Annotated in this window: 22 protein-coding genes; 16 read left to right on the top strand and 6 right to left on the bottom strand. The window is 63.8% G+C overall.

Annotated elements, in window-relative coordinates; genetic code table 11:
• Window positions 1–28: 28 nt before the first annotated feature.
• From aroQ to ABWI03_RS25525, 3 genes are read left to right on the top strand one after another with little or no spacing between them, the layout of a single operon-like run.
• A complete protein-coding gene (gene aroQ, locus ABWI03_RS25535) occupies window positions 29–478 on the top strand; it encodes a type II 3-dehydroquinate dehydratase (RefSeq protein WP_095969719.1) in 450 nt (149 codons plus the stop codon).
• The gene (locus tag ABWI03_RS25530; RefSeq protein WP_298781250.1) at window positions 478–1,356 is read left to right on the top strand and encodes a shikimate dehydrogenase; all 879 of its coding nucleotides are present in this window, start codon (window positions 478–480) and stop codon (window positions 1,354–1,356) included. Before aroQ ends, ABWI03_RS25530 begins: the two co-directional genes overlap by 1 nt.
• Entirely contained in the window at window positions 1,353–3,263 is a 1,911-nt protein-coding gene (locus ABWI03_RS25525; RefSeq protein WP_298781247.1) for a sugar phosphate isomerase/epimerase and 4-hydroxyphenylpyruvate domain-containing protein, read from the top strand. The genes ABWI03_RS25530 and ABWI03_RS25525 overlap by 4 nt, the downstream gene beginning before the upstream one ends.
• Here the strand turns inward: ABWI03_RS25525 and fdhD are convergent.
• Both fdhD and ABWI03_RS25515 read right to left on the bottom strand, forming a co-directional pair.
• Window positions 3,217–4,083, bottom strand: a complete 867-nt coding sequence (fdhD, locus tag ABWI03_RS25520) for a formate dehydrogenase accessory sulfurtransferase FdhD (protein WP_235169719.1) — start codon at window positions 4,081–4,083, stop codon at window positions 3,217–3,219. The two genes, ABWI03_RS25525 and fdhD, sit on opposite strands and share 47 nt — an antisense overlap.
• A 1-nt stretch (window position 4,084) precedes the next feature.
• Entirely contained in the window at window positions 4,085–6,394 is a 2,310-nt protein-coding gene (locus ABWI03_RS25515; protein ID WP_298781244.1) for an FdhF/YdeP family oxidoreductase, read from the bottom strand.
• 120 nt (window positions 6,395–6,514) lie between these two features.
• Here ABWI03_RS25515 and ABWI03_RS25510 point away from each other — a divergent pair, with 120 nt between their 5' ends.
• From ABWI03_RS25510 to ABWI03_RS25500, 3 genes are read left to right on the top strand one after another with little or no spacing between them, the layout of a single operon-like run.
• Window positions 6,515–7,522, top strand: a complete 1,008-nt coding sequence (locus tag ABWI03_RS25510; RefSeq protein WP_298781241.1) for an iron-siderophore ABC transporter substrate-binding protein — start codon at window positions 6,515–6,517, stop codon at window positions 7,520–7,522.
• Window positions 7,523–7,569: 47 nt separating this feature from the next.
• Window positions 7,570–8,184 carry a GNAT family N-acetyltransferase gene (locus ABWI03_RS25505; protein WP_095969725.1) on the top strand — a complete coding sequence of 205 codons (615 nt, stop codon included), beginning with the start codon at window positions 7,570–7,572 and terminating at the stop codon, window positions 8,182–8,184.
• A 12-nt stretch (window positions 8,185–8,196) separates the two neighbouring features.
• A complete protein-coding gene (locus ABWI03_RS25500; RefSeq protein WP_298781238.1) occupies window positions 8,197–10,230 on the top strand; it encodes a S9 family peptidase in 2,034 nt (677 codons plus the stop codon).
• 70 nt (window positions 10,231–10,300) lie between these two features.
• On the opposite strand, the gene ABWI03_RS25495 is transcribed toward ABWI03_RS25500, so the two are convergent.
• Window positions 10,301–11,002: a hypothetical protein gene (locus ABWI03_RS25495; RefSeq protein WP_298781233.1), complete on the bottom strand. Its 702-nt coding sequence runs from the start codon at window positions 11,000–11,002 to the stop codon at window positions 10,301–10,303.
• Between the two features lie 173 nt (window positions 11,003–11,175).
• On the opposite strand from ABWI03_RS25495, the gene ABWI03_RS25490 reads away from it, so the two are divergent.
• The 9 genes from ABWI03_RS25490 to proB all read left to right on the top strand — a co-directional run bounded on the left by ABWI03_RS25490 (window position 11,176) and on the right by proB (window position 23,642).
• Complete coding sequence (locus tag ABWI03_RS25490) at window positions 11,176–13,857, top strand: valine--tRNA ligase (protein WP_166811424.1); 2,682 nt, start codon at window positions 11,176–11,178, stop codon at window positions 13,855–13,857.
• Window positions 13,854–15,293 carry a bifunctional tetrahydrofolate synthase/dihydrofolate synthase gene (gene folC, locus ABWI03_RS25485; protein WP_003944455.1) on the top strand — a complete coding sequence of 480 codons (1,440 nt, stop codon included), beginning with the start codon at window positions 13,854–13,856 and terminating at the stop codon, window positions 15,291–15,293. Before ABWI03_RS25490 ends, folC begins: the two co-directional genes overlap by 4 nt.
• On the top strand, window positions 15,290–15,745 hold the full coding sequence (locus tag ABWI03_RS25480) for a DUF4233 domain-containing protein (RefSeq protein ID WP_095969728.1): 456 nt from the start codon (window positions 15,290–15,292) through the stop codon (window positions 15,743–15,745). Before folC ends, ABWI03_RS25480 begins: the two co-directional genes overlap by 4 nt.
• Window positions 15,746–15,763: 18 nt before the next feature.
• The gene (gene ndk / locus ABWI03_RS25475; RefSeq protein WP_003944527.1) at window positions 15,764–16,183 is read left to right on the top strand and encodes a nucleoside-diphosphate kinase; all 420 of its coding nucleotides are present in this window, start codon (window positions 15,764–15,766) and stop codon (window positions 16,181–16,183) included.
• Window positions 16,184–16,632: 449 nt separating this feature from the next.
• Window positions 16,633–19,890 (top strand): translation initiation factor IF-2 N-terminal domain-containing protein, encoded by a 3,258-nt coding sequence (locus tag ABWI03_RS25470; protein ID WP_298781225.1) that lies wholly within the window; start codon window positions 16,633–16,635, stop codon window positions 19,888–19,890.
• Between the two features lie 318 nt (window positions 19,891–20,208).
• Complete coding sequence (gene rplU, locus ABWI03_RS25465; RefSeq protein WP_003944533.1) at window positions 20,209–20,520, top strand: 50S ribosomal protein L21; 312 nt, start codon at window positions 20,209–20,211, stop codon at window positions 20,518–20,520.
• 42 nt (window positions 20,521–20,562) lie between these two features.
• A complete protein-coding gene (gene rpmA, locus ABWI03_RS25460) occupies window positions 20,563–20,832 on the top strand; it encodes a 50S ribosomal protein L27 (RefSeq protein WP_003944532.1) in 270 nt (89 codons plus the stop codon).
• Window positions 20,833–21,042: 210 nt separating this feature from the next.
• Complete coding sequence (gene obgE, locus ABWI03_RS25455; protein ID WP_298781220.1) at window positions 21,043–22,494, top strand: GTPase ObgE; 1,452 nt, start codon at window positions 21,043–21,045, stop codon at window positions 22,492–22,494.
• Between the two features lie 44 nt (window positions 22,495–22,538).
• Window positions 22,539–23,642, top strand: a complete 1,104-nt coding sequence (gene proB / locus ABWI03_RS25450) for a glutamate 5-kinase (RefSeq protein WP_095969730.1) — start codon at window positions 22,539–22,541, stop codon at window positions 23,640–23,642.
• Here the strand turns inward: proB and ABWI03_RS25445 are convergent.
• On the bottom strand, window positions 23,615–24,472 hold the full coding sequence (locus ABWI03_RS25445) for an NAD-dependent protein deacetylase (RefSeq protein ID WP_095969731.1): 858 nt from the start codon (window positions 24,470–24,472) through the stop codon (window positions 23,615–23,617). The genes proB and ABWI03_RS25445 overlap by 28 nt on opposite strands.
• A gap of 50 nt (window positions 24,473–24,522) precedes the next feature.
• Between ABWI03_RS25445 and ABWI03_RS25440 the strand changes: the two genes are divergently transcribed.
• Complete coding sequence (locus ABWI03_RS25440; protein ID WP_353798990.1) at window positions 24,523–25,044, top strand: VOC family protein; 522 nt, start codon at window positions 24,523–24,525, stop codon at window positions 25,042–25,044.
• A 44-nt stretch (window positions 25,045–25,088) separates the two neighbouring features.
• Here the strand turns inward: ABWI03_RS25440 and ABWI03_RS25435 are convergent, their stop codons facing one another.
• Both ABWI03_RS25435 and ABWI03_RS25430 read right to left on the bottom strand, forming a co-directional pair.
• On the bottom strand, window positions 25,089–26,021 hold the full coding sequence (locus ABWI03_RS25435; RefSeq protein ID WP_095969733.1) for a D-isomer specific 2-hydroxyacid dehydrogenase family protein: 933 nt from the start codon (window positions 26,019–26,021) through the stop codon (window positions 25,089–25,091).
• Between the two features lie 9 nt (window positions 26,022–26,030).
• Window positions 26,031–26,429 carry an ectoine synthase gene (locus ABWI03_RS25430; RefSeq protein ID WP_095969734.1) on the bottom strand — a complete coding sequence of 133 codons (399 nt, stop codon included), beginning with the start codon at window positions 26,427–26,429 and terminating at the stop codon, window positions 26,031–26,033.
• Window positions 26,430–26,433: the final 4 nt, after the last annotated feature.

The raw sequence follows: 26,433 nt of genomic DNA, 5'->3' as shown, positions 1-26,433 counted from the left end.
TTCGAGCGTCAACCCCGAGGTGCCCCTGATGACTTCATCTCTACCGGTTCTGGTCCTCAACGGACCCAACTTGAATTTGTTGGGACAGCGCCAACCGGAGTTCTACGGGAGAGGCACCCTGGACGACGTGGTTTCCCGTTGTGAAGCGGCGGCTGAGAAGTTCGGAGCGGTGGTCGAGGCAAAGCAGTCGAACCACGAGGGTCAACTGATCGATTGGATCCACGAGGCCAGGGGAAATGTCGCGGGCATCGTGATCAATCCCGGTGGGTACTCCCACACCTCGGTTGCGTTGCGTGACGCTCTGGTCACACTCGATGCCCCCGTTGTGGAGGTGCACATCAGCAACATCCACAGCCGCGAGGATTTCCGTCACCACTCGTACGTCTCCGGCATCGCCGACGCTGTCATCTGTGGGTTGGGAATCGACGGCTACAGCGCCGCAGTCGAATTCGTCTGCATCCGAGAAGGGAAGAACTGATGAGTGATTCGATCCTCTGCGGTCTGATCGGCACCGGTATCGAGGCCTCCTTGACCCCGGTCATGCACGAGGAGGAAGGGCGCAGACAGGGCCTGCCGTACGTCTACCGCATCCTCGATCTCGACGTGATGGGAATGGGGCCGTCGGACATCGGTGAACTTCTCACCTATGCACGACGTTTCGGTTTCCGCGGTCTCAATATCACTCACCCGTGCAAGCAGTTGGTGATCGAGTATCTCGACGAACTCTCGCCGGATGCAGACAGGCTCGGGGCGGTGAACACGGTTCTCTTCGACTGCGGCAAGGCGATCGGACACAACACCGATTGGTCGGGCTTCGGCCGGAATTTCGACGACGGGCTTCCCGGAGCACAGCTCGATCGTGTCGTCCAGCTCGGTGCGGGTGGAGCCGGTGCGGCTGTTGCCTATGCGGCACTCACCCGCGGCGTGGGGACGCTGACGTTGGTCGATTCGAGCCTGGCTCGTGCGGAAGAACTCGCGCGAACTTTCTCGCAGCAGTTCCCGGCGCAGATCGTCGAGGCGCGCCACACGAGTGACCTCGCCGAAGTGCTCGGCAATGCAAACGGTTTGATCCACGCGACGCCGATGGGGATGGCGGCCCATCCTGGGATGGCATTCTCGCCGGATCTGCTCCGTCCTGATCTGTGGGTGGCGGAAATCGTCTACCGTCCGCTCGAAACGGAGCTGTTGCGTCAGGCCAGGCTGATCGGGGCGCCGACGCTCAGCGGTGGCGGAATGACCGTCTTCCAGGCCGTCGACGCGTTCCGGATCTTCACGGGCATCGAACCCGACAGTAAGAGGATGCTCGCTCACATGACCGAACTGGTGCACGGCGAACAGACTGCGGCAGCGCTGTGAGTGGCCCGGTCCGGACGTCGATCGCGACTGTATCGCTCAGCGGCACCCTCGAGGAAAAGCTCGACGCCATTGCTGCTGCCGGCTTCGACGGCTTCGAAGTGTTCGAGCCGGATTTTGTCGCTTCTCCCTGGTCGCCCGTGGAATTGCGAACGAGGGCTGCGGATCTGGGGCTGAGCCTGGACCTGTATCAGCCGTTTCGTGACTTCGACACGGTGGACGAGGCCCAATTTGCTCGGAATCTTGTTCGAGTGCAACGCAAATTCGAGCTGATGGATCAACTGGGGTGCGAGACGCTCCTGGTGTGCTCCTCGCCCCTGCCGACAGCAAGTCACGACGACGGTCAGTTGACAGAGCAATTCGGAGCTCTCGCCGAACTGGCGTCCCAGCACGGCAAGAAGGTTGCATACGAGGCGCTCGCGTGGGGTGCCCACGTCAACACGTACGGTCATGCATGGAAGATCGTCGAGGGAGTCGATCACGTAGCGCTCGGAACCTGTTTGGACAGTTTCCACATCCTCTCGCGCGGTGACGATCCTGCCGGAATTCGCGAGATTCCCGGAGAGAAGATCTTCTTCCTCCAGTTGGCGGACGCACCGTTTTTGGCGATGGACATCCTCCAGTGGAGCCGGCATCACCGAAACTTCCCGGGGCAGGGCAGTTTCGATCTGAGCGCGTTCGCTCAGCATGTGTACGTCACCGGTTACGACGGACCGTGGTCGCTCGAGATCTTCAACGACGTATTCCGCCGCGCTGACACCCAGCGGACGGCAATCGACGCTCATCGGTCGCTCCTCCATCTGGAAGAACAGGTCGCTGCCGCGAACCCTGCCGCCGGTGGACCCACGCTGTTCACCGCCCCGGAGCGCACCCCGCTCGAAGGAATCGTGTCTTTGCGAATCGCTGCGGGTCCGGCTAAACAGGACCAGGTCCACTCGATGCTCTCCCGTGTCGGTTTTCATCTGGTCGGACGGCACCACGATCACGACCTGCAGCTGTGGCGGCACGGACCGCTGACCGTTGCCGTCGACGCGACAGCGGGCACGGTGTGGACGGCGCCCGGGCTGCCCGCAGATCTGCCGGTTCTCACTCAGATCGGCATCAGGGCAACCGAACCCGAAGTGTGGGGAGAGCGCGCTCTGGCTCTCGAAGTACCGGCGACGCGAGTGCAGTTGCCCGGTTCGAGTGACGAGAACATCGCCGTACCGGACGTCGTACGCCTGAAGGTCACCGATGCGACATCGATCGACCTTCGTGGCCCCGGCAGCGCTGCGGCGTGGGAATCGGCCTTCGAGATCTACCCGCTGCCCGCCGAGCGCAATCGTGAACAGGGCGCAGTGTTCACCGGGATCGACCATGTGGCACTGGCAGTTCCGGCCGAGAGCTGGGACGGCATCATGCTGCTCCTGCGGTCTGTGTTCGAGATGCAACCGCACGAGGGGCAGGACGTCACCGATTCGGTCGGCCTCATGCGGAGTCAAGCGCTCACGCTTGTTCAAGACGGTGACGGACATGCCCTGCGTATCTCGCTGAACATGGTGGAGGGCAGTCGAAGCGGGCTGCCGACCGTCCGCCGCGGCGGCGTCAGCCACGTCGCCTTCGCGTGTGAGAACATCTTCGGTGCCGCTGCGTCCATGCAGGAGTGGGGGTTTGCTCCGCTACCCATTTCCCCGAACTACTACGACGATCTGGACGCACGTTTCGGGTTGAACTCCGAACTGCTCGACCGGATGCGCAGCGCCGGAATCCTTTACGACGCGGACGCTCACGGCGAGTTCTTCCACCTGTTCACCCCGACGGTCGGGGGAGACCTGTTCTTCGAGGTCGTGCAGCGAGTGGGTGGGTACGAGGGCTACGGGGAGGTCAACTCCGCTGTGCGACTGTCGGCTCAACTGCGCGCGAGTTCGTGACCTCGACTCGGTGCGGGTGCGAGTAGACGTTCATCGAATCGCCGCGGATGAAACCGACGAGCGTCAACCCCGATTCCTGTGCCAGTTCCACGGCCAGCGACGACGGCGCGGAGACCGCACCGAGTACCGGAAGGCCGGCCATGACGGCCTTCTGGACGAGTTCGAACGACGCCCGCCCACTGACGATCAGGATCGTGTCGTAGAGGGGCACTCTGCCGTCGGTGATGGCCCAACCGATCACTTTGTCGACGGCGTTGTGACGGCCGACATCCTCGCGCAGTGCCAGGAGTTCTCCGGTGGCGGTGAACAATCCGGCCGCGTGCAGGCCACCGGTGCGCTCGAAGATCCGTTGGCTCTCCCGCAGCGTGACCGGCATGGCCGACAGGACGGTGGAGGTGACGGAAGTCGTGTCACCGACCAGTGGATGCCGCGTCGTGGTGCGGACGGCATCGAGTGACGTCTTCCCGCACACTCCGCACGCGGAACTGACGACGGTGTTGCGGTCGGTGGTGTGATCGGGCAACGGCACTCCGGGAGCGAGCGCAATGTCGAGGACGTTGTACGTGTTCGCGCCGGTTTCGTCGACGCCGTCGCAATACCGGACGACGCTCACGTCGTCGCGGGTGCCGATGACTCCTTCACTGAGAAGGAATCCGTGGACGAGGTCGACGTCGTTGCCGGGTGTTCGCATCGTCACTGCCAGCACCTGACCGTCCACTCTCATTTCGAGTGGTTCCTCGACGGCCAGCGTGTCGGGGCGCGTGACGACCCGATCGCCCGAGATTCGAACGACCGGCGTGCGGGCGGTGACTCGTCCCATCTCAGGCCCCCGATGCCTCGAGTCGAACGGTGACGGCCTTCGAGACCGGCGTGTTCGACTTGGCTGCAACGTGTTCGAGGGGAACGAGGGGATTTGTCTCGGGGTAGTACGCTGCCGCGTTGCCGCGCGGGGTGTCGTAGGCGACGATGCGGAATTCGGTGACCCGACGCTCTTCGAGTGTGCCGTCGGGTGTTGTCCACTCGGACACGATGTCGACGAGATCACCGTCGCGGAATCCGAGTGCGGTGATGTCTTCGCCGTTGACGAGGATGACTTTGCGGCCGCCCTTGATGCCGCGGTATCTGTCGTCGAGGCCGTAGATCGTGGTGTTGTACTGGTCGTGGCTTCGCATGGTCTGCAGAATCAGGCGCCCGCTCGGAGTGGGTATCCAGTGCAGGTCGTTCACACCGAAGTTGGCTTTGCCGGTGTGCGTGCGGAATTCGCGCGAGTCACGTGGCGGGTGGGGGAGTTGGAATCCATCCGGCTGACGGACCCGGGTGTTGTAGTTTTCGCATCCGGGCACCACCCGTGAGATGGAGTCACGGATCAGGTCGTAATTGCCCTCGAAGGCCGACCAGCGGACGGAATGATCGTTGCCGAGTAGTTCGCGGGCGAGTTGGCAGATGATGGCGACTTCGCTACGCAGGTAGGGGCTGACCGGAGTGAGACGTCCGCGGGACAGATGCACCATGGACATCGAATCCTCCACGGAGACAAGCTGCTTTCCGCCGGCCTGGACGTCGAGGTCGGTGCGTCCGAGGGTGGGGAGGATGATCGCGGTCTGCCCGTGGACCACGTGACTGCGATTCAGCTTGGTGGAAACCTGCACGGTGAGTTCGCATTGACGCAACGCTGTTTCGGTGGCTGCGGTGTCCGGGCTTGCCTGGATGAAGTTGCCGCCCATCGCCATGAAGAAGCTCGCCTTGCCTGCGTTCATGGCGCGGATCGCATCGACGGTGTCCCAACCGTGCTTGCGGGGGCTCGAGATCGAGAACTCGGTGTCGAGCGCGGCCAGGAACTCTTCCGGCATCTTCTCCCAGATACCCATCGTGCGGTCACCCTGGACATTGGAGTGCCCTCGCACCGGGCAAACCCCGGCACCGGGTTTGCCCATCATCCCGCGCATGAGCAACAGGTTGACCGCTTCTTCGATGGTGGCGACGCCGTGGGTGTGCTGAGTGATCCCCATGGCCCAGCAGGTGACGGTTCGCTCGGACCGGGCAAGCGCGGCAGCCGTTTCCTCGAGCTGCGCCATCGACAGACCCGTCGCCTCGAGTACCGTGTCGAGATCGACCGCACGGATGTGCTTCTCGTATTCGTCCCAACCGGCGCAGTACCGGTCGACGAAGGCGCGATCGACGACGGTGCCGGGAGCGCGATCCTCCAGCGCGAGCAGCAGCTTTCCCAGGCCTTGGAACAGCGCCATGTCGCCGCCCAGCCGAATCTGGAGGAACTCGTCCGCGATGTCGACTCCGTGCCCGATCACGCCGGACACCTTTTGTGGATCCTTGAACCTGCGCAATCCCGCCTCGGGCAGAGGATTGATGGCGATGATCTTGGCGCCGTTGCCCTTTGCCTTCTCGAGCGTCGAGAGCATTCGAGGATGGTTGGTACCGGGATTCTGTCCGGCGATGAGGATGAGATCGGCGTTCTCGAGGTCGGGAACCGTCACCGAGCCTTTGCCGATGCCGATGGATTCGGTCAGTGCACTTCCGGACGACTCGTGACACATGTTGGAACAGTCGGGCATGTTGTTGGTGCCGTAGCTGCGAATCATCAACTGATAGAGAAATGCTGCTTCGTTGGACGTACGACCGGAGGTGTAGAACACGGCTTCGTCCGGTGAGGCGAGGCCGTTCAGATGTTCGGCGATGAGTGAGTACGCGCCGTCCCAGTCGATCGGCTGGTAATGGGTTGCTCCCGGGGTCAGGACCATCGGGTGCGTCAGTCGACCCTGTTGGCCGAGCCAGTAATCGGTCTTGCCTTCGAGGTCGGCGATCGAGTGCTCGGCGAAGAATTCGGGTGTGACCGTGCGAAGCGTTGCTTCCTCGGCAACGGCTTTCGCTCCGTTCTCGCAGAACTCGGCGGGCTTGCGATGCCCGGGAGTCTCCGGCCACGCACACCCCGGGCAGTCGAAGCCGTGACGCTGGTTGAGCCTGGTGAGCGTTCGGGCGGTCCGCAAGGCTCCCATCTGCTCGATTCCTCGTTGCAGTGACACCAGAACGGCCGGTACTCCGGCGGCGTAGTCCTTGGGGTGCGTGACTTCGAGATCGGATTCGTCGATGTCTTTCGAGGGGCCCTGGCGCGTCATGTCTCCATAGTGGCCCGAACGAGCCGGTACTGCCATCGAATGGGCCGGTCGAACTCACCGGAATGCGACATTCATCGGCTAGCCTTACCTACCGAACCAGCGGACTTAAGGGGTAAGAGCATGGATCGAACGGACGCAGGTCTGCTGACCCGGCGCGGATTTCTGATCGGCACGTCGGGAGCGTTGTTGGCATTCGCCGCAGCCTGCTCCAGTTCGAACGACGAGGACACACCCCCCAGCGGTGACTCTGCAGGATCGATCACCCACAAGTTCGGGTCTACCGAACTGCCCGAGGATCCGCAGCGGATCGTCAGTGTCGGATACAACGATCAGGATGCGATCCTGGCGCTCGGTGGGACCTTGGTCGGAACCTTCGACTGGTACGGCGATTACCCCTACGGTGTGTGGCCCTGGGCGCAGCCGCTGCTGAACGGGGCGACTCCCGAGATCATCGGAACCGCGGGCACCACCATCCAGATGGAGAAGGTCGCTGCCACGACACCCGACCTCATCGTCGGCACCTACTCCGGACTGACCCAGGCGCAGTACGACAAACTCAGTGCCATTGCGCCGACGGTGGCGCAGCCGAAGGAGTTCGCGGATTACGGAATCCCCTGGCAGGACCAGACGACCATCCTGGGCGAGGCCTTGGGCCAACAGGGCAAGGCCACCGAGTTGATCGCCGGTGTCGATCAGAAGTTCGCCGACGTGAAGACCGCCAACCCGGCGTTTGCCGGCAAGACTGTTCTGGTCGGCGCGTTGAAGGGGCCGGGGCAGTTCGGGGTCTACGGACCGGAAGACCCCAAGGTGCGGTTCTTCACCGAACTCGGATTCGTGAATCCGCCTGTCACCGATCAGATCACAGGTAACTTCGCCGAGATCAGCACCGAGCAACTCTCGCTCGCGGACGTCGACGTACTCGTCTGGTATGCCGGTGGTGGCTACGGCGACAAGCTCCGCGCGGAATTGGACAAGACCCCGATCTACCAGGAACTCGACGTCGTGAAGGACGGCCGCGCGATCATTCTGGAAGACGCTGCTGCCGAGGCCATGACGTGGAGCACCGTACTGAGCTTGCCGTATGCACTCGAACAGATTCCGCCACGGATTGCGAGCTTGCTCGTCTGATCGGTTCACCGACCGGGAATTCGGACGGTCGGCGGTACCCTCACCTCATGGGTGTACACGTGCGGCCGGCTGTCCGATCCGATATTCCGGCACTGTCGGCAGTGTTGGCCGAGGCGTTCGAGGATGATCCCTTGATGGCCTGGATGTTGCCGGACGAGGACTCCAGGGCTGAGCGCCTGTCGAAACTGTTTGCCGCAGAAGCTCGTTACCACCACTTTGCCGGTGGCGGTGTCGAGGTGGCCACCGATGACAACGGCGTGATCGGCGGGGCAACTCTGTGGGATCCGCCGGGGCGGTGGAAGCAGTCGTGGATTTCCGGGCTCGTGAGCCTGCCGGCCATGGTGCGTGTCTTCGGCAGGGGGCTACGACATGCGGCCGAGGTCAGCTCCGTTCTCGAAGGAGCACACCCGAATTCGCCGCACTGGTATCTCGCGACGGTAGGGACCGGCAGCGCGGCGCGCGGTGGGGGATACGGCAAAGCACTACTGAACTCCCGGTTGGAGCGTTGTGACCGTGAACATGTCGACGCTTACCTCGAGAGCAGCAAGGAATCGAACATCCCGTACTACAACCGCTTCGGTTTCGAAGTGACCCGCGACATCGTGATGCCAGGCGGCGGGCCGACGATCTACGCAATGATGCGTCAACCGCGTGGCGCGTGATACCAACTAGTGGTGACCCAGATTCCCGAGCTCCACGCAGGCACACCGTTCGACGAACTCGACGACTACATCGCTCTGGCCAGGTTGTCCGGCCTGGTGTTGTCACCTGACGGCTCGCTGCTGATCTGCGCGCGCGCCGTTCTCGACGACAAGCGCGCCGAATACGTGTCCTCGTTGTGGGAGATCGACCCGGAAGGTCGGCGTCCTGCACGTCGGTTGACATGGGGTTCGACCAGCGAGTCCGGTGCCGCCTTCGCGTTCGACGGCGACGTACTCTTCACTGCCACGCGAGCCGTGCCGGGCGAGAATGATCCGCAACCAGCACTCTGGCGCCTACCCGCGGCGGGCGGAGAAGCTCAGCTGTTGATCTCGCGTCCCGGTGGTGTCTCGTCGGTATCAGCGGCCAAGGCGGCGCCGACGTTCGTGGCACAGACGTCGGTCATGGCCTCGGCGATCAGCCTCGACCAGGACGATCAGGTGCGATCCGCGCGCAAGGACAAGAAGGTCACGGCGATGCTGCACACGGGGTATCCGGTGCGGCACTGGGACCACGACCTGGGCCCCGATCATCCGCATCTGGTTGTCGCCGAGACGGATTCGAAGGACTCCGTCGAATTGCGGGACATCACACCGACGGCAGGCGCGGCGCTGCGGGAGACGTCGACCACGATTTCCGACGACGGTCTCTTCGTCGTGACCACGTGGGCTGTCGGTGCGGCTAGTGCCGCCCGCCGATCGACGTTGGTTCGGATCGACACGGTGACCGGTGACCGAACCACCCTTGTCGACGAGGCCGACGCGGACGTCTACAACCCTGTGCTCTCGCCGGACGGAACCAAGCTCGCGTTCATCCGGGAGACCCTCACCACGCCGGAGTCTGCGCCGCGAATGACTCTGCAGCTCTACGACTTCGGATCCGGTGCTGTGACCGGCGTCGCCGACGGCTGGGATCGATGGCCTACCTCACTTGCCTGGCTACCCGACGGATCCGGGCTGGTGGTCACCGCTGACGACGGCGGCCGCGGTCCGATCTTCACCATCGACCTGTGGGGTCAACCAGTGCGCCTGACAGCCGACGACGCGGCGTACACCGACGTTCGAGTGGCGCCGGACGGTGAGTCGATCTACGCGTTGCGGGCTTCGTACGAAGCGCCCCCTCACGTGGTGCGGGTGGATCTGCGATCCGGTGAGATCACCGCACTTCGTGGACCCGACGCATTGCCGGAGCTGCCGGGAACACTGACCGAGATCACCGCTCGCGCCGAGGACGGTTCGACGGTCCGTAGCTGGTTGGCGCTGCCGACCGGCGCCGCACCGCACGCACCGGTGCCATTGCTTCTCTGGGTCCACGGTGGCCCACTCGGTTCGTGGAACACCTGGTCCTGGCGGTGGAATCCGTGGCTGCTCGTCGCCAAGGGCTATGCAGTACTGCTGCCCGATCCCGCACTCTCGACCGGCTACGGGCAGGATTTCGTCCAGCGCGGGTGGGGTCAGTGGGGCAAGGCGCCCTTCACCGATCTGATGGCGATCACCGATGCTGCCGTCGCGCAGCCCGAGATCGACCCCAAGCGGACAGGCGCGATGGGTGGTTCGTTCGGCGGTTACATGGCCAACTGGATTGCCGGCCATACCAACCGTTTCGACGCGATCGTCACCCACGCAAGCCTCTGGGCGCTCGATCAATTCGGCCCGACGACGGACGCGGCCTGGTACTGGCAACGCGAGATGTCGCCGGAGATGGCCGTCGAGAATTCGCCGCATCTGTACGTCGCAGACATCACGACGCCGATGCTGGTCATCCATGGCGACAAGGACTATCGGGTTCCGATCGGCGAGGGTTTGCGGCTCTGGTACGAACTGCTTGCAGAGTCAGGTCTGCCCGCCGACGACGAGGGGAAAACAGACCATCGCTTCCTGTACTTCCCCGACGAGAATCATTGGGTGCTCAAGCCGCAGCACACCAAGATCTGGTACGAGGTGGTCACCGCGTTCCTCTCCGAGCACGTTCTCGGCGAGGATGTCGCGCTGCCGGAGATTCTGGGTTGACCGCGCGTGCCTCGTTCGGCTGAAACAGCCGAACGAGGCACGATCTTCTTCGTGCGGATCCGGACTGGAATCAGGCGCCGGGGCAGCGAACCGTGTACGCCCACTCGGTGTGGTCGGGGCCGGTGACGCGAACCAGCACGGACGATGCACCGCCGGCGGGCACGTTGACGACCGCCGAACCGGTTCCCTCGTTGATGTCGTCGCCGATGTATCCGGTGCTGTGGATCAACCGTCCTTCGTAGTACACCTCGATCAGGTCCGGGATGTCCTCAGTTTCGTAGCCGAGTACGAACGACGTCGGTCCGCCGCGGCCGAGCTCGTGCTTGGTGCTGGTGATTCCTGCGCCGCCGGAGACCGTCGAGGCGTCACATCGCTGCGTCGGAGCAAACGATCCGCCGCCGCCGCTGCCGCTGGCCAGCCCACTGAGAATGTCCCTGACATTGCCACTGGCCAGGCCGTTGACGATGTCCGTCGCGCTGGTCGAGCCTGCGGCCAGGCCGCCGATGACGTCGTTGAAATTCCCGGTGGCAATTCCGCCGACGATGTCGCCCACGCTGCCGCTGGCGATGCCGTTTGCGATGTCGTTCCCGATGTCGCCGACACTCCCGTTGATCGTGGCGCTGCCACTGTCGATGCTTCCTTGCACACTTTCTTCGATGCCGGGTGCAGCGGACGCAGTCGCCGGAAGCACGAGGGCAACCGCCGCTCCGATCGTCGCGGCCGCCGCCAAGGTTCGAACGCCGGGACGGCGAGAACTCCAGTTGTTCAACATATTTGCTCCACAGGTCGTTGGTCGGTCGTCCTTCAGAGCGATCCTGTCAGCGGAGCGGATCGGTGAATATCGTTTGTTCGGCTGACCCTGGACCAACGGGACTGTCGTTCGTGCCCACCGCAGCCCTCGACGGGCGAATTCGTTCGCAGCGGGGGAGTCATTAGGATCAAGTGGTGACCAGTGCAGCTCCAGAGAACCCCCAGACCCCCGCCGACGCCCTACCCAAGAGCTGGGACCCCAGCGCGGTAGAGGCCGATCTGTATCAGGGCTGGGTAGACGCCGGGTACTTCCAGGCCGACGCGACCAGCGACAAGCCCGGCTACTCCATCGTGCTGCCGCCCCCGAACGTCACCGGCAGCCTGCACATGGGCCACGCCCTCGATCACACCCTCATGGACGTCCTCAGTCGCCGCAAGCGGATGCAGGGCTACGAGGTGCTGTGGCTGCCTGGCATGGACCACGCCGGTATCGCCACGCAGTCCGTCGTCGAGAAGCAACTCGCTGCCGAGGGCAAGACCAAGGAAGATTTCGGCCGCGAGCTGTTCATCGACAAGGTCTGGGACTGGAAGCGCGAATCCGGCGGAACCATCGGTGGCCAGATGCGGCGCATCGGTGACGGCGTCGACTGGAGTCGTGATCGTTTCACGATGGACGAGGGCCTCTCGCGCGCCGTCCAGACCGTCTTCAAGCGCATGTTCGACGAGGGCTTGATCTACCGCGCCGAGCGTCTCGTGAACTGGTCGCCGGTGCTGCAGACCGCGATCTCCGACATCGAGGTGAAGTTCGAGGATGTCGAAGGCGAGCTGGTCTCCCTGCGCTACGGCTCGCTCGACGACAACGAGCCGCACGTCATCGTCGCGACCACTCGCGTCGAGACGATGCTCGGTGATACCGCAGTGGCGGTCCACCCCGAAGACGAGCGCTACAAGCACCTCGTCGGCACCACCCTCGATCATCCGTTCACCGGGCGTCAGATCCCGATCATCGCGGACGACTACGTCGACCCCGAGTTCGGAACCGGCGCTGTGAAGATCACGCCGGCTCACGACCCCAACGACTTCGAGATGGGCCTGCGGCACAACTTGCCGATGCCCACCATCATGGACAAGACCGGCAAGATCGCCGACACCGGAACCGAATTCGACGGTATGGACCGCTTCGAGGCTCGCGTCAAGGTTCGCGAAGCTCTCGCCGAGCAGGGACGCGTCGTCGCCGAGAAGCGCCCGTACCTGCACAGCGTCGGGCACTCCGAGCGCAGCGGCGAGGCCATCGAGCCTCGTCTCTCGTTGCAGTGGTGGGTCAAGGTCGAGACGCTCGCCAAGGCTGCGGGTGACGCGGTTCGCAACGGGGACACTGTTATTCACCCGGCGAGCCAGGAGCCGCGCTGGTTCGACTGGGTCGACAACATGCACGACTGGTGCATTTCCCGTCAGCTCTGGTGGGGTCACCGCATTCCGGTCTGGTACGGCCCCGAGGGTGAAGTTGCGTGCTTCGGTCCCGACGAAACGGCACCGGAAGGCTGGGTCCAGGATCCCGACGTCCTCGACACCTGGTTCTCCTCGGGACTGTGGCCCTTCTCGACGATGGGTTGGCCCGACAAGACGCCCGAACTCGAAAAGTTTTATCCCACCAGCGTTCTCGTCACCGGCTACGACATCCTGTTCTTCTGGGTCGCCCGCATGATGATGTTCGGCACGTACGTGTCCGAGGACGAGTCGATCACCGCCGGTCCGGGCAAGTCGGGCGCGCAGATGCCGTTCAAGGACGTGTTCCTGCACGGACTGGTTCGCGATCAGTACGGCAAGAAGATGTCGAAGTCTCGTGGCAACGGTATCGACCCACTCGACTGGGTCGATCGTTTCGGCGCCGACGCCCTGCGATTCACACTCGCACGCGGCGCCAACCCGGGCAGCGACCTGTCCGTCGGTGAGGATTCGGCGCAGTCCTCGCGCAACTTCGCGACCAAGTTGTTCAACGCGACCAAGTTCGCGCTGATGAACGGCGCTGCTCCCGCGCCGCTGCCCGCTCGAAGCGAACTGACCGACGCCGATCGTTGGATCCTCGACCGTCTCGACACGGTCCAGGCCGAGGCGGACGCCGCATTCGATCGCTACGAGTTCAGCAAGGCGTGCGAAGGCCTGTTCCACTTCGCGTGGGACGAGGTCTGTGACTGGTACCTCGAACTCGCCAAGGTGCAGTTCGCCGGCGACGAGGCCGTCGCCGCGAACACCCGCGCCGTGCTCGGCAACGTTCTCGATGCACTGCTCCGCCTCCTGCACCCGGTCATTCCGTTCGTGACCGAAACCCTGTGGAAGGTGCTCACCGGCGGCGAGTCCGTCGTCGTCGCCGACTGGCCCACGTTGTCCGGCGTCGCAGTCGACGCCCAGGCCGCCACCAGGATCGAAGACACGCAGAAGCTGATCACCGAGGTGCGACGTTTCCGAAACGATCAGGGACTCAAGCCTTCCCAGAAGGTCCCGGCGCGTGCGTCCGGGCTCTCGGAGGCAGGCATGGACGGCCAGTTCGCCTACGTGGCGGCGCTGGCCAAGCTGACTGAACCCGAAGAAGGATTCACCGCGTCGATCTCCGTCGAGGTGCGTCTGAGCCAGGGAACCGTCACTGTCGACATCGACACCTCGGGCACCATCGACCTCGGCGCCGAGAAGAAGCGGCTCGAAAAGGACCTCGCGGCAGCGCAGAAGGAACTTGTCACCGCTGACAACAAGCTGGCGAACGAGGCCTTCCTGGCGAAGGCGCCCGACGCCGTCGTCGACAAGATCAAGACACGTCGCCAGATCGCCGTCGAAGAGATCGAGCGCATCACAGGACGTCTGAAGGAGTTGGCCGACAAGTGAGTTCGTACGAGCCGTCCCAATTCGACGCTCAGAGTTCGGTTCCGACTCCGGTCGACATCGCCGAACTGGCGCTGGTGGAAGCAGAACTCGACAAGCGTTGGCCCGAGACCAAGATCGAGCCGTCACTGACTCGTATCGAGGCGCTCATGGATGTCCTGGGCTCGCCCCAGCACAACTATCCGTCGGTGCACGTCACGGGAACCAACGGCAAGACGTCGGTGACGCGCATGATCGACTCGTTGATGACGGCTCTGCATCGTCGTACCGGCCGAACCACCAGCCCACACCTGCAGATCGCGACCGAGCGGATCAGCATCGACGGTCATCCGATCTCACCGCGGCTCTACGTGGACACGTTCCGCGAGATCGAGCCGTACGTGCAGATGATCGACGCACAGTCCGAGGAAGCCGGGGGACCGGCGATGAGCAAGTTCGAAGTGCTCACCGCCATGGCCTATGCGGCGTTCGCGGAGGCTCCGGTCGACGTCGCCGTCGTGGAGGTCGGACTCGGCGGACGATGGGATGCCACCAACGTGATCGACGGACAGGTCGCGGTGATCACGCCGATCAGTCTCGATCACGCCGAGTACCTGGGAACCGATCTTGCCGGGATCGCGGAGGAGAAGGCCGGGATCATCAAGAAGGGCCGCGAGGACCTGGTTCCGGTGGACACCGTCGCGATCATCGCCGAGCAGACTCCCGAGGTCATGGAGGTATTGCTGCGGCGAGCCGTCGAGGTCGAGGCCGCAGTCGCTCGCGAAGGCTCCGAGTTCAAGGTGCTCGCTCGCCAGATCGCGGTAGGCGGACAGCAGCTCGAACTTCAGGGCCTGAGCGGTGTGTACACCGACATCTTCCTGCCGCTTCACGGCGAGCATCAGGCGCGCAACGCGGCGCTTGCGCTCGCTGCTGTCGAGGCGTTCTTCGGTGCCGGTCCGGATCGACAACTCGATCAGGACGCAATCCGCAACGGGTTCGCCTCGATCGTCAATCCTGGTCGCCTCGAACGTGTTCGGAGTGCGCCGACCGTATTTCTCGACGCCGCCCACAACCCTGACGGTGCACGCGCACTCGCGGCCGCACTGGCCGCGGAGTTCGATTTCCGCAAGCTCGTGGGAGTGGTCAGCGTCATGGCGGACAAAGACGTCGACGCCATCTTGACCGCATTCGAATCCGTCTTCGACGAGATCGTCGTCACCCACAACGGGTCACCCCGGGCGATGGACGTCGAGGAGTTGGCGAACATTGCCGTCGCGAAGTTCGGCGACGAGCGCGTCGTCGTGGCGCCGGTGCTTGCCGACGCCTTGGAAGTCGCGATCGAAATCGCCGAGCAGGTGGCCGAACCCGGCGAAGCCGTATCAGGGGCAGGTGTCGTGGTGACGGGATCCGTCGTGACCGCAGGCGCTGCCCGCACGCTGTTCGGAAAGGACCCCGCGTGAGTACCCCGTCAGATGCCAATCCCGAGTCCGGCGACCATGAGTCCGGAGACCACGAGTCCGGAGACACTGCCGGCGAGTTCGGGCCTCCGACCAAGGACCCGTGGAAAAGTTTCCGCGGAGTAATGGCCGGAACCCTGATCCTCGAGGCGATCGTCGTGCTGCTGGCTTTGCCGGTCGTCGCGGTCGTCGGTGGTGGTCTCACCGCGGCCTCCGCGGGATTCATCATCGGGTTGGCGGTGCTGATGATTCTGGGTGCGGGCATCCAGGGCAAGCCGTGGGCGATGGGGTTCAACGTCGCACTGCAGGTGATTCTTCTGTTCGGTTTCTTCGTCCACCCGTCGATCGCCGGTGTCGCGATCACCTTCGGGATCGTCTGGGGATACCTCGTCTACCTGCAGAGAGACATCAAGCGCCGAATGGACAAGGGCCTGCTTCCCGGTCAGCGGGACTGACCATTTAGGCTGTCCGCTGTGACTGAGCGCACCCTCGTACTGATCAAGCCCGACGCCGTTGCCCGTGGATACGTAGGAGAAATCCTCAGCCGTATCGAGCGCAAAGGCCTGACAATTGCAGCACTCGACCTCCGCGTAGCTTCCGAAGAGGTGGCTGGTAGCCACTACGCAGAACACGCCGAGCGCCCGTTCTACCCGAGCTTGTTGGAGTTCATCACCTCCGGTCCGCTGGTGGCCGCAGTGCTCGAAGGCCCCCGCGCCATCGCTGCTTTCCGTCAGTTGGCCGGCGGAACCGACCCGGTAGACAAGGCTCTTCCGGGCACGATCCGCGGCGACTTCGGACTCGAAGCGCAGCAGAACCTCGTTCACGGCAGTGACTCCGTGGAGTCGGCAGAGCGCGAAATCGCTCTGTGGTTCCCCGCGCTGTCGTCCATCTGAATCTCCGATTCGGGCCTCCGGCCCACATGAACGGGCCTTGGGCCCACATCTCTACAGCGAATTCTCGGCATGTATCCCACATCGGTGCGCCCTTTGCAGTTGCAGGCGCATTGGTGTGGGATACTGCTTTCAGTTGAACCGCAATTTGTTTTACGCACGTTCAACCGGATGACACCTAGGTTCGATGCCCTTTCATCGCTGCTCCAGGTCAACAGGAAATCCCTGGACCTCTGCACGCTGGATGATCAGGCGCTCGCGCACAGGACAACGGCCATCCAGCCAGGCACTTCATGTGCTCGCAGTGAATAACGGGCACTGCGATCCATGCGGAGCGAGACCTTACAATCTCGCACTCACTTCTGGGTGCGAGTACACACAGCACGCTCCCGCGTGGCCGCGTGACAACTCGACTTCTGGGTTGGACGCGCCCGGGGGCTGAGGAGACTTACGTGGCCGATCAATCCCCAACCGAATCAGATTCCAGCACCACCCCGGAATTTCCCGACAAGATGCGCGTACACGCGCTGGCGAAGCTGCTCGGTGTCACCAGCAAGCAGGTCCTTGCCGAAGCCGCCGCGCTCGGTACCGAGTTGCGTAGTGCGCAGTCGAGTCTCCAACGTGACGTTGCCCAGCGGATTCACGCGTCGCTGACTTCCGCGGCCGAGGCCATCGAGCCGGTCGTCGCCGAGCTCGACACCCTCATCGACCCGGTTGTCGAGGCGCCTGTTGCCGACGAGCCTGCTGCAGAAGCCCCCGCGGAGGCTCCTGTTGCAGAGGCTCCGGCCGAGAAGCCCGTGAGGGCTCGTCGAACCCGCAAAAAGGCAGTAGTTGTCGAAGAGCCGGCAGCCGAAGAAGCGGTGGATCCGGCTGTCGCCGAGATCAGCGCTGGACTCGACGCCGCTGCTGCGCTGCAGAGCAAGGAAGCCGAGCAGTCCGATCTGTTCACTTCCTTCGAGGCACCGCAGACCCATCAGCCCGAGGCGGCCCCCGCCGCGCCGCAGGTCCCGCTGTTCTTGCAGCCGGATCTCGAAGCAGCCGAGGCAGCTCCGCGTCGCCGTCGCGCTCGCCGCGAGCCCGCAGCACCGGCAGTCGTCGAAGAGAAGCAGACTGCGGAAACCGAAACAGTCGCACCCGAGGCCTCGCCGGTTACAGTTCCTGCCGTCGAAGAGCCGGCTGTGACCGCTCCGCAAACCGAGGGTGAGAGCGCCGAGTCCGATGACGAGGACGACGATCAGCCGCGTCGCCGTCGTCGTGGACGCCGTGGACGTGGCCGTGGCCGCGGAGAACAGGGTGGAGATCAGGGCAGCGAGCAGGGTTCGGACGAAGAGTCGGATACCGCTACCGACTCGGAGCAGGAATCTGCCCCTGTGGCAGTCGAGAAGCAAACCGAAGACGTTGCCGGCGAAGAATCCGGTGAGAAGTCCGAGTCCACCGCGGATGCGGATTCCGAGAACGCCGACGATTCCGATCTCGACGCCGACGGATCGAGCCGCCGTCGCCGTCGCCGTCGCCGTCGCAAGACCGGCACCGATGGAGCCACCGACGCGACTGCGACGTCCGAGGACGATCCGCCGAACACCGTCGTTCACGAGCGCGAACCTCGCAACAAGACCCGCGTCAAGGACGAGGTCCAGGGCATCAGTGGTTCGACGCGTCTGGAAGCGAAGCGTCAGCGTCGCCGCGACGGTCGTGACGCCGGCCGTCGTCGTCCGCCGATCCTGACCGAGTCGGAGTTCCTCGCGCGTCGTGAGGCCGTCGATCGCGTCATGGTTGTGCGCGATCGAGCAGACAGCGGTCAACCGCATGCGACTACACAGGTGGCAGTCCTCGAAGACGGAGTGCTGGTCGAGCACTTCGTCACCAACTCGGCATCAGCGTCGATGGTCGGCAACGTGTACCTCGGACGTGTTCAGAACGTGCTCCCCAGCATGGAAGCTGCGTTCATCGACATCGGACGTGGCCGCAACGGTGTTCTCTACGCCGGTGAGGTGAACTGGGAGGCCGCCGGTCTCGGTGGCAACTCGCGCAAGATCGAGCAGGCTCTCAAGCCTGGCGATCAGGTGCTCGTTCAGGTCAGCAAGGATCCGGTCGGTCACAAGGGTGCTCGACTGACCACACAGATTTCGCTTGCCGGTCGTTTCCTCGTCTACGTGCCCGGTGGTACGTCCACGGGTATCAGCCGCAAGCTTCCGGACACCGAGCGCAAGCGTCTCAAGGAAATCCTGCGCGACATCGTTCCCGCCGACGCCGGCGTGATCATCCGCACGGCGTCCGAGGGCGTCAGCGAAGAAGAGTTGGCGCGCGACGTGACTCGTCTGCAGGCTCAGTGGGCCGGCATCGAGGAGCAGGCCGCGGCTGCGGACACCGGCAAGTCCGGCAACCCGCAGGCGCTGTACGAAGAGCCTGACATGCTGGTCAAGGTCATTCGTGATCTGTTCAACGAGGACTTCTCCAAGCTGGTCATCGAGGGCGAGAAGGCGCATACGACGGTCGAGAACTACATCAACTCCGTTGCGCCCGACCTGCTTCCGCGGCTCGAGAAGTACACGCCGAACAACGGTATCGACGTCTTCGCGGCTCGCCGTATCGACGAGCAGTTGGCCAAGGCGCTCGATCGCAAGGTGTGGCTGCCGTCCGGCGGCACCCTGGTGATCGACCGCACCGAGGCCATGACCGTCGTCGACGTCAACACCGGCAAGTTCACCGGAGCCGGCGGAAACCTCGAAGAGACCGTCACTCGTAACAACCTCGAAGCAGCCGAGGAGATCGTTCGCCAGATGCGCCTGCGGGACATCGGCGGAATGATCGTCGTCGACTTCATCGACATGGTCCTCGAATCGAACCGGGACCTGGTTCTGCGTCGGCTCACCGAATGCCTGGGTCGCGATCGCACGCGCCATCAGGTGTCGGAGGTCACGTCACTCGGACTCGTGCAGATGACTCGCAAGAAGTTGGGTACCGGATTGGTCGAGGCCTTCTCGACTACCTGTGAGCACTGCCACGGCCGCGGCATCATCGTCCACTCCGAGCCTGTCGAGGTGAAGTCCTCGGACGACGGCGGATCGCGTTCGGGCTCGCAGCGCAGTGATTCCGGCACCTCGCGCAAGAACAAGCGTGGCCGCGGAGACAAGTCGGCTTCGACCGAATCCAACGGACAGGAAGCTCCGGCGCCGGAGGTTCCGGCCGTCGACGCGACGGTCAAGCGGGCTCATCCGGTGGCATTGGCGATGGCCTCGCATCACCACGAGGACGACGAGACCGTCGCGGCCGACTCGATCGAGTCCGATTCCGCTGGTACGTCTTCGGGGGACGATGCATCCAAAAGTGCCGATCGGCAACAGGATCGGCCGATCGATACTCCTGCTGCTACTGAGCGCCCTGACGTTTCTGTTGTGGACTCTGCTGCGGAAGAAGCTCCCGCAGTGGACAACGAGTCGGCTGCAGCTTCGGCCGAAGCAGCTCCGCGAGGTCGTCGGCGTAGTCGCCGGGCGTCGCGGGCAGCGTCGGCACCGGTTGCCGAGGCGGCTCCCGAGGTGGGCACGGTCTTCGTGATTCCGACTCCGGAACCCGCAGCGGAAGCGGTCGTGGAGAACGTCCAGGCTCCGGCCATCGAGGTTCCGGCCGAGGAAGAAGTTGTCGTCGTCAAGCGGCCTCGTCGCAGGCGTGCAGCAGCACGTCCCGCGGGTCCGCCGGTCGACGGAGAGTAAGAACTATCGGTTTCGGTCGGTTGGATGTCCTGGCGATGAGCGAGGGCATCCAACCGTTATCCGAAGTTTCAGCTGGTAGAAGCAGTACAGAGTAGTGAGCACCACCCCTCGGCGGGGCGGTTTGACCCTGACGGTTGCTTTCCCGTAACCTTGGAGGGTCGCCACCCGGCGGTAGAGATTCCGTGTGCCTAGAGTGCGCGTGAATGTCCCGGTACGTCAGTACCGAGCCGAGGTGACATAAACCAGACCAGTCGCGATGCATTTGAAGCCTCAGGCAGCAGCGCGAGCAAGTTCGAAGAAGCAAGGGGTAGCCCTCCGATGGCAACGTACGCGATCGTCAAGACCGGCGGAAAGCAGTACAAGGTCGCTGTTGGTGACCTCGTCAAGGTCGAGAAGATCGAGGGTGAGCCCGGCACTGCTGTCTCGCTTGCTCCCGTTCTCGTGGTCGACGGATCTGACCTGACCACCGACGCGGCCAAGCTGGCCAAGGTCGCAGTCACCAGTGAGATCGTCGAGCACACCAAGGGCCCGAAGATCCGCATCCACAAGTTCAAGAACAAGACCGGTTACCACAAGCGTCAGGGCCACAGGCAGCCGATCACGGTGCTCAAGGTCACGGGCATCAAGTAACCAGTTCTTTCTAGCTAATTTCACCCGAGGAGGGTCAATAGCATGGCACATAAGAAGGGTGCATCCAGCTCCCGTAACGGTCGCGATTCAAACGCCCAGCGCCTCGGCGTGAAGCGCTTCGGCGGCCAGTCGGTCAGCGCAGGCGAAATCCTGGTTCGCCAGCGCGGCACGCACTTCCACCCCGGCGTCAACGTCGGCCGTGGCGGCGACGACACCCTGTTCGCTCTCGCTGCCGGTGCAGTCGAGTTCGGCCAGAAGCGTGGACGCAAGACCGTGAACATCGTTCCGGCCGTCGTTGCGGCTGAGGTCTAGTCTTTCTCGCTAGTTGTGCGTCACCGGTTCTACTTTCGGTAAGAGAGTGACGCGTTCCAAGCTCCCGATAGGGGCGGACCAGGGTTGAAATAACCCGGTCCGCCCCTATCGTTTGTTTAAGCAGTACCTGTTTTCCCGAGCAACCCTGCTCACCAGAAGTTCAGCTCATCGCGTGAGACCCGCAATTGACTGAGGAAGGATCCGGCAGTCATGTCCCGATTCATTGACCGTGTTGTGCTGCACGTCAGCGCTGGAAAAGGCGGCAATGGTTGCGCCTCCGTACACCGCGAGAAGTTCAAACCGCTCGGCGGTCCGGACGGTGCCAACGGAGGTCGCGGTGGCGACGTCATCCTCGTGGTCGACGAGAACATCCACACCCTCCTCGACTTTCACTTCCATCCCAACGCGAAGGCGACCAACGGCAAGCAGGGCGCCGGCAGTAACCGCGAGGGTGCAAACGGTGAAGACCTCATCCTCAAGGTTCCGGATGGAACTGTGGTTCTCGATACCGACGGCAACGTGCTGGCCGACCTCGTCGGTGTCGGCTCGCGCTACGACGCTGCTCAGGGCGGCCGCGGCGGACTCGGCAACGCTGCGCTCGCCTCGAAGGCCCGCAAGGCTCCCGGTTTCGCCCTCCTCGGTGAAGACGGTGTCGAACGTGACCTGGTTCTCGAACTCAAGTCGGTAGCCGACGTCGGCCTGCTCGGATTCCCCTCTGCCGGTAAGTCTTCGCTTGTGTCGGTTCTCTCTGCGGCCAAGCCGAAGATCGCCGACTACCCCTTCACCACTCTGGTCCCCAACCTCGGCGTCGTCTCGAGCGGTGACACCACGTTCACCGTCGCCGACGTGCCCGGGCTGATCCCCGGTGCCAGCGAAGGCCGCGGTCTGGGCCTGGACTTCCTGCGCCACATCGAACGCTGCGCCGTGTTGGCACACGTGATCGACTGCGCCACTCTCGATCCGGGACGTGACCCGATTTCCGACATCGACGCCTTGGAAGCGGAGCTGGCTGCATATACGCCCGCGCTCTCCGGCGACTCGGGACTCGGTGACCTCGACAAGCGTCCGCGGGTCGTCATCCTCAACAAGACTGACGTTCCCGAGGCAGCAGAGTTGGCCGAAATGGTCACGCCTGAGATCGAAGCGCGCGGGTGGCCTGTCTTCACCATCTCGGCGGTGAGCCGAGAAGGTTTGCGACCGTTGACTTTCGCGCTGGCGAAGATGGTCCTTGACTACCGCGAGGCTCATCCGAAGCCCGAGCCGAAGCGTCAGGTCATTCGGCCGGTCAAGGTCAAGGATTCCAGCTTCACCATCGAGAAGGACCCCGATATTCCCGGCGGATTCGTCGTCCGCGGCACCCGTCCGGAGCGGTGGATTCGTCAGACTGCCTTCGACAACGACGAGGCCGTTGGCTACCTCGCCGATCGTCTTGCGCGATTGGGCGTCGAGGATGCATTGGTCAAGAAGGGTGCTCAGCCAGGAGCTTCCGTCACCATCGGTGACGTCAGCTTCGAGTGGGAGCCGATGACGCCGGCCGGTATCGATCTGACCCGTACGGGTCGCGGAACCGACCCGCGTCTCGATCAGGTGGAGCGCATCGGCGCAGACGAGCGCAAGCATGCTCGTCGCGTCCGCCGCGGCCTGCTCGACGAAGACGCCTGACTCGCGCGATTTCAGGACGAAAACCGAAGAGAGGGAACGGGACTGTGCTCGGGTCCACCAGGGAGTCGATAGCGTCGGCTCACAGTATCGTCGTGAAGATCGGGTCGTCTGCACTCACCAGCCTGGTGACGGGACTCGATACTCACCGACTCGATCTGTTGGCCGATGCCATCGAGGCACGCATGCGTGCGGGTTCCGATGTCGTCGTCGTCTCGTCCGGTGCCGTCGGCGCCGGACTGGCGCCGCTGGGACTGACCAAGCGACCGCGCGATCTCGCGACCAAGCAGGCTGCAGCCAGCGTCGGTCAGTTGGCGCTGGCTCACGCCTGGGGGACGTCGTTCGCCCGGTACGGGCGCACCGTCGGGCAGGTACTTCTCACGGCGGACGACATCGCTCGACGGACGCAGCACCGGAACGCTCAGCGGACGCTCGATCGTCTGCGGGCGTTGCACGCAGTCGCGATCGTGAACGAGAACGACACAGTTGCCACCACCGAACTTCGATTCGGTGACAACGATCGGCTGGCCGCTCTGGTTGCTCATCTCGTCGGCGCCGACGCGTTGATCCTGTTGTCGGATGTGGACGGCCTGTACGACGGCGATCCCCGAAAGGGCGATGCCACACTGATTCCCGAGGTCAACAGTCCCGAGGATCTCGACGGTGTGGTTGCCGGTTCGGGTGGCGCTCTCGGTACCGGAGGCATGGCGTCGAAGCTCTCTGCAGCACGCCTGGCCGCTGATTCCGGAGTGCCGGTGCTGCTCGCGGCAGCCTCGGACGCTGCGCAGGCACTCAGTGGTGCCGACGTCGGGACGGCATTTGCGCCCCGGCCCACGCGATTGTCGGCTCGCCGATTCTGGGTCCGCCACGCCGCTGACACATCGGGTGACCTTCACCTGGACGAAGGCGCCGTTCGCGCGGTGGTGTCCAAGCGTCGAAGCCTGCTGTCGGCGGGCATCGTCGGTGTGTCCGGCGATTTCCATGCGGGCGACGTCGTGTCGCTGATGGGACCGGGGGAGAAGCCCGTCGCTCGGGGTGTCGTCGCATTCGACGCTGCGGAGATCGAGGAGATCCTGGGGCGCTCCACCGCCGATCTACCGGCAGACATGCAGCGTCCCGTGGTTCACGCGGACGACTTGGTGGCGCTGTAACTGTCGTGCTCGACCAGGGCGGAAAGTGCTTCAGCACAACCGACTTCGAGCTTGAGGTCGGCGAATTCGTCGCCGCGCGTCATGCCACGATTCACGATGGCGATCGGCTTCCCTGCCTTGGCGGCATGCCGGACGAAACGTAGGCCGGACATCACCGTCAACGACGACCCGGCTACCAACAGTGCGTCGGCTTGGTCGACGAGTCCGTACGCCCTGGCAACACGTTCCTTGGGGACGGATTCACCGAAGTAGACGATGTCTGGTTTGAGTAACCCACCGCATACGTCGCAATCCACGACGCGAAAGTGTGCGGTGGATTCGATCACGGCATCTGCGTCGGGTGCGATCTCGACTCCTGTTGCAGCAGAGACTGTTTCGGCGAATCCAGGGTTAGCTTCTTCCAATCTCTCCGCGAGAGTGGTGCGGGAGATCAACCGCTGGCAGCTCAGGCATCGAACCTGCGCGTAGGTGCCGTGGAGGTCGATGACGTTTCGCGCGCCGGCCTTGGTGTGCAGGAGATCGACGTTCTGGGTGATCACGCCGACAGCACGCCCTGCTCGCTCGAGTGTCGCGACGGCCCGGTGGCCCTGGTTGGGCCGCGAGCTGTCCATGTATCGCCAGCCGATGTGGTTGCGCGCCCAGTAGTGCCGTCGAAACGCCGCATCGCCGATGAACTGCTGGAACGTCATCGGATTGCGCGGTGGCGAATCAGGGCCGCGGTAGTCCGGGATTCCGGAGTCTGTGGAGATTCCTGCGCCGGTCAGAATTGCCAGGCGACGCCCGGCCAGGAGCTCGGGAAGGGCGTCGAGGCGGCTGTTGTCGGTAGGCACCGTTCCAGGATAGGCGCGTGTGCGAGACGGAGGCGCGGAGGAAGTCCGAAATGTTCAATAGAACACGTGTGCGATCGCCAATGCTCGTACTCATGAACACAGTGAACCCAATCCCCGCTGGTTACCGCACGATCACTCCCTACCTCGCGGTGCCGGACGGTCATGCCGCACTCGACTACTACAAGCGAGCACTCGGAGCTGAGATTGTCGATGCGATGAACGCTCCTGACGGCTCCCTCATGCATGCGGAGATCCGGATCGGCGATTCGATGCTGCAGCTCTCGAAGGAGATGCCGGACTTCGGACTCAAATCACCACACGACGGCTGGGTGCATTCGTCGATCGTCGTCTACACCGAGGACACGGACGAGTTTGTCGCTCGGGCCGTTGCTGAGGGAGGCACGCTGGTCACGGCTGTCTCCGATACGTTCTCGGGTGACCGGCATGGAGTGTTTCTCGATCCGTTCGGCCACCGATGGGCAGTCTGCACGAAGGTCGAGGACGTACCAGCCGAGGAAGTCGCTCGCCGGGCGCGGGCGCTCTTCTTCCCGGATACGGAGTCGCCACAGTAATTCGTGGCAACCCTCGTCTGAGCATTCGAGCTTCGACGGCGCGCTCAGTATCCGGCGACCGGGTCCACGAGGGCAGCCAGCGCCTCGCCCTTCGCGAAGCGGGTCACGTTCTTGGAGACGTGATCCGCGAACGCGGCGGGGCGAACGCCCGGCGGATTTGAATCATGGGGTGTGATGATCGCATTCGTCAGATCCCACAGAGGGTGACCGTCCGGGAGGGGTTCGGGATCGGTGACGTCGAGACCAGCGCCGCCGATCTGTTCCGACTCGATTGCCTCGACCAGCGCGTCGGTGTCCACCAGTGATCCGCGCGCGACATTGATCACCCAGGAATGGGGTTGCATCTCCGCCAACTGCGCACGGCCCACGAGGTGACGGGTAGCCGGGGTGGCGGGCGCTGCGATCACGAAGTGATCTGCGCGAGAATATATTTCATCCATCCTGGATGCGGGGTACGTCGAGATCGCCCCGGGGACAGGGCTACCGGAACGATTGACTGCGATGCTGTCCGCCCCCTGCGCGGCCAGCATCGGAATCAGCGCGCGGCCGATACCGCCTGCGCCGATGATCGCAACCGTCGAACCACGGAGTGTGCCGATCTTGGGAAAGAACTCGAACTGACGCCACGTTCGAGCCTCGATGTGCGCAGGCAGGTGACGAACTCCGGCCAACAGCAGCATGAGCGCGTGCTCGGCCACCGATGCCGAAAACGCGCCGGCCGCCGAGGTCCACGTGATATCGGTGTCCTTCGGAATCACACCGGAGTCGAACCAATCCTCGATTCCGGCCGACGGCAGCTGCACCCACCTGACCGACGCCGGTAACTCCGACGGAAAGGTTTCGGGTGAGCCCGCCCAGATCAGGGCGTCGGCAGTGTCGATCGGACTGATCAGACCACCGCCCCGAAGCACCGCGCTGTCGAGCAGTGCATCGGGGACGGGGCCGATCGCTACGCGTGGAGAGGTGTCAGTCGCCATGACTAGACGCTACGCGGGGACCTCCACCAGTGGGTAGACACCGTTCTCGTCGTGTACCTCACGCCCGGTGACCGGCGGATTGAACACACAGAGCATGCGCATCTGCGTATCGGGCTCGACGCGGTGACGCTCGTGGCCGTTGAGCAGGTACATCGACCCCGGCGCGAGATCGTATTCCTCGTTGTTGTCCAGGTCGATCAGCTTGCCGGTGCCCTCGACGAGCCAGACCGCCTCGACGTGGTTGGCGTAGTGGAACTCGTTGACCGAGCCTGCCTTGATGGTGGTTTCGTGGAACGAGAACCCGACGCGGTCGCCGCCGAGGACGATGCGCTTGCTGCGCCAGTTTCCGTCCTCACTCGTGATGTCGCGGTCGGTGTCGGTGATCTCGGTGGTGGTGCGAACGATCATGGGA

Source organism: Rhodococcus baikonurensis, assembly GCF_040489275.1.
Taxonomy (GTDB): Bacteria; Actinomycetota; Actinomycetes; order Mycobacteriales; family Mycobacteriaceae; genus Rhodococcus_F; species Rhodococcus_F baikonurensis.
This window is presented reverse-complemented; position numbering and strand designations above follow the sequence as displayed.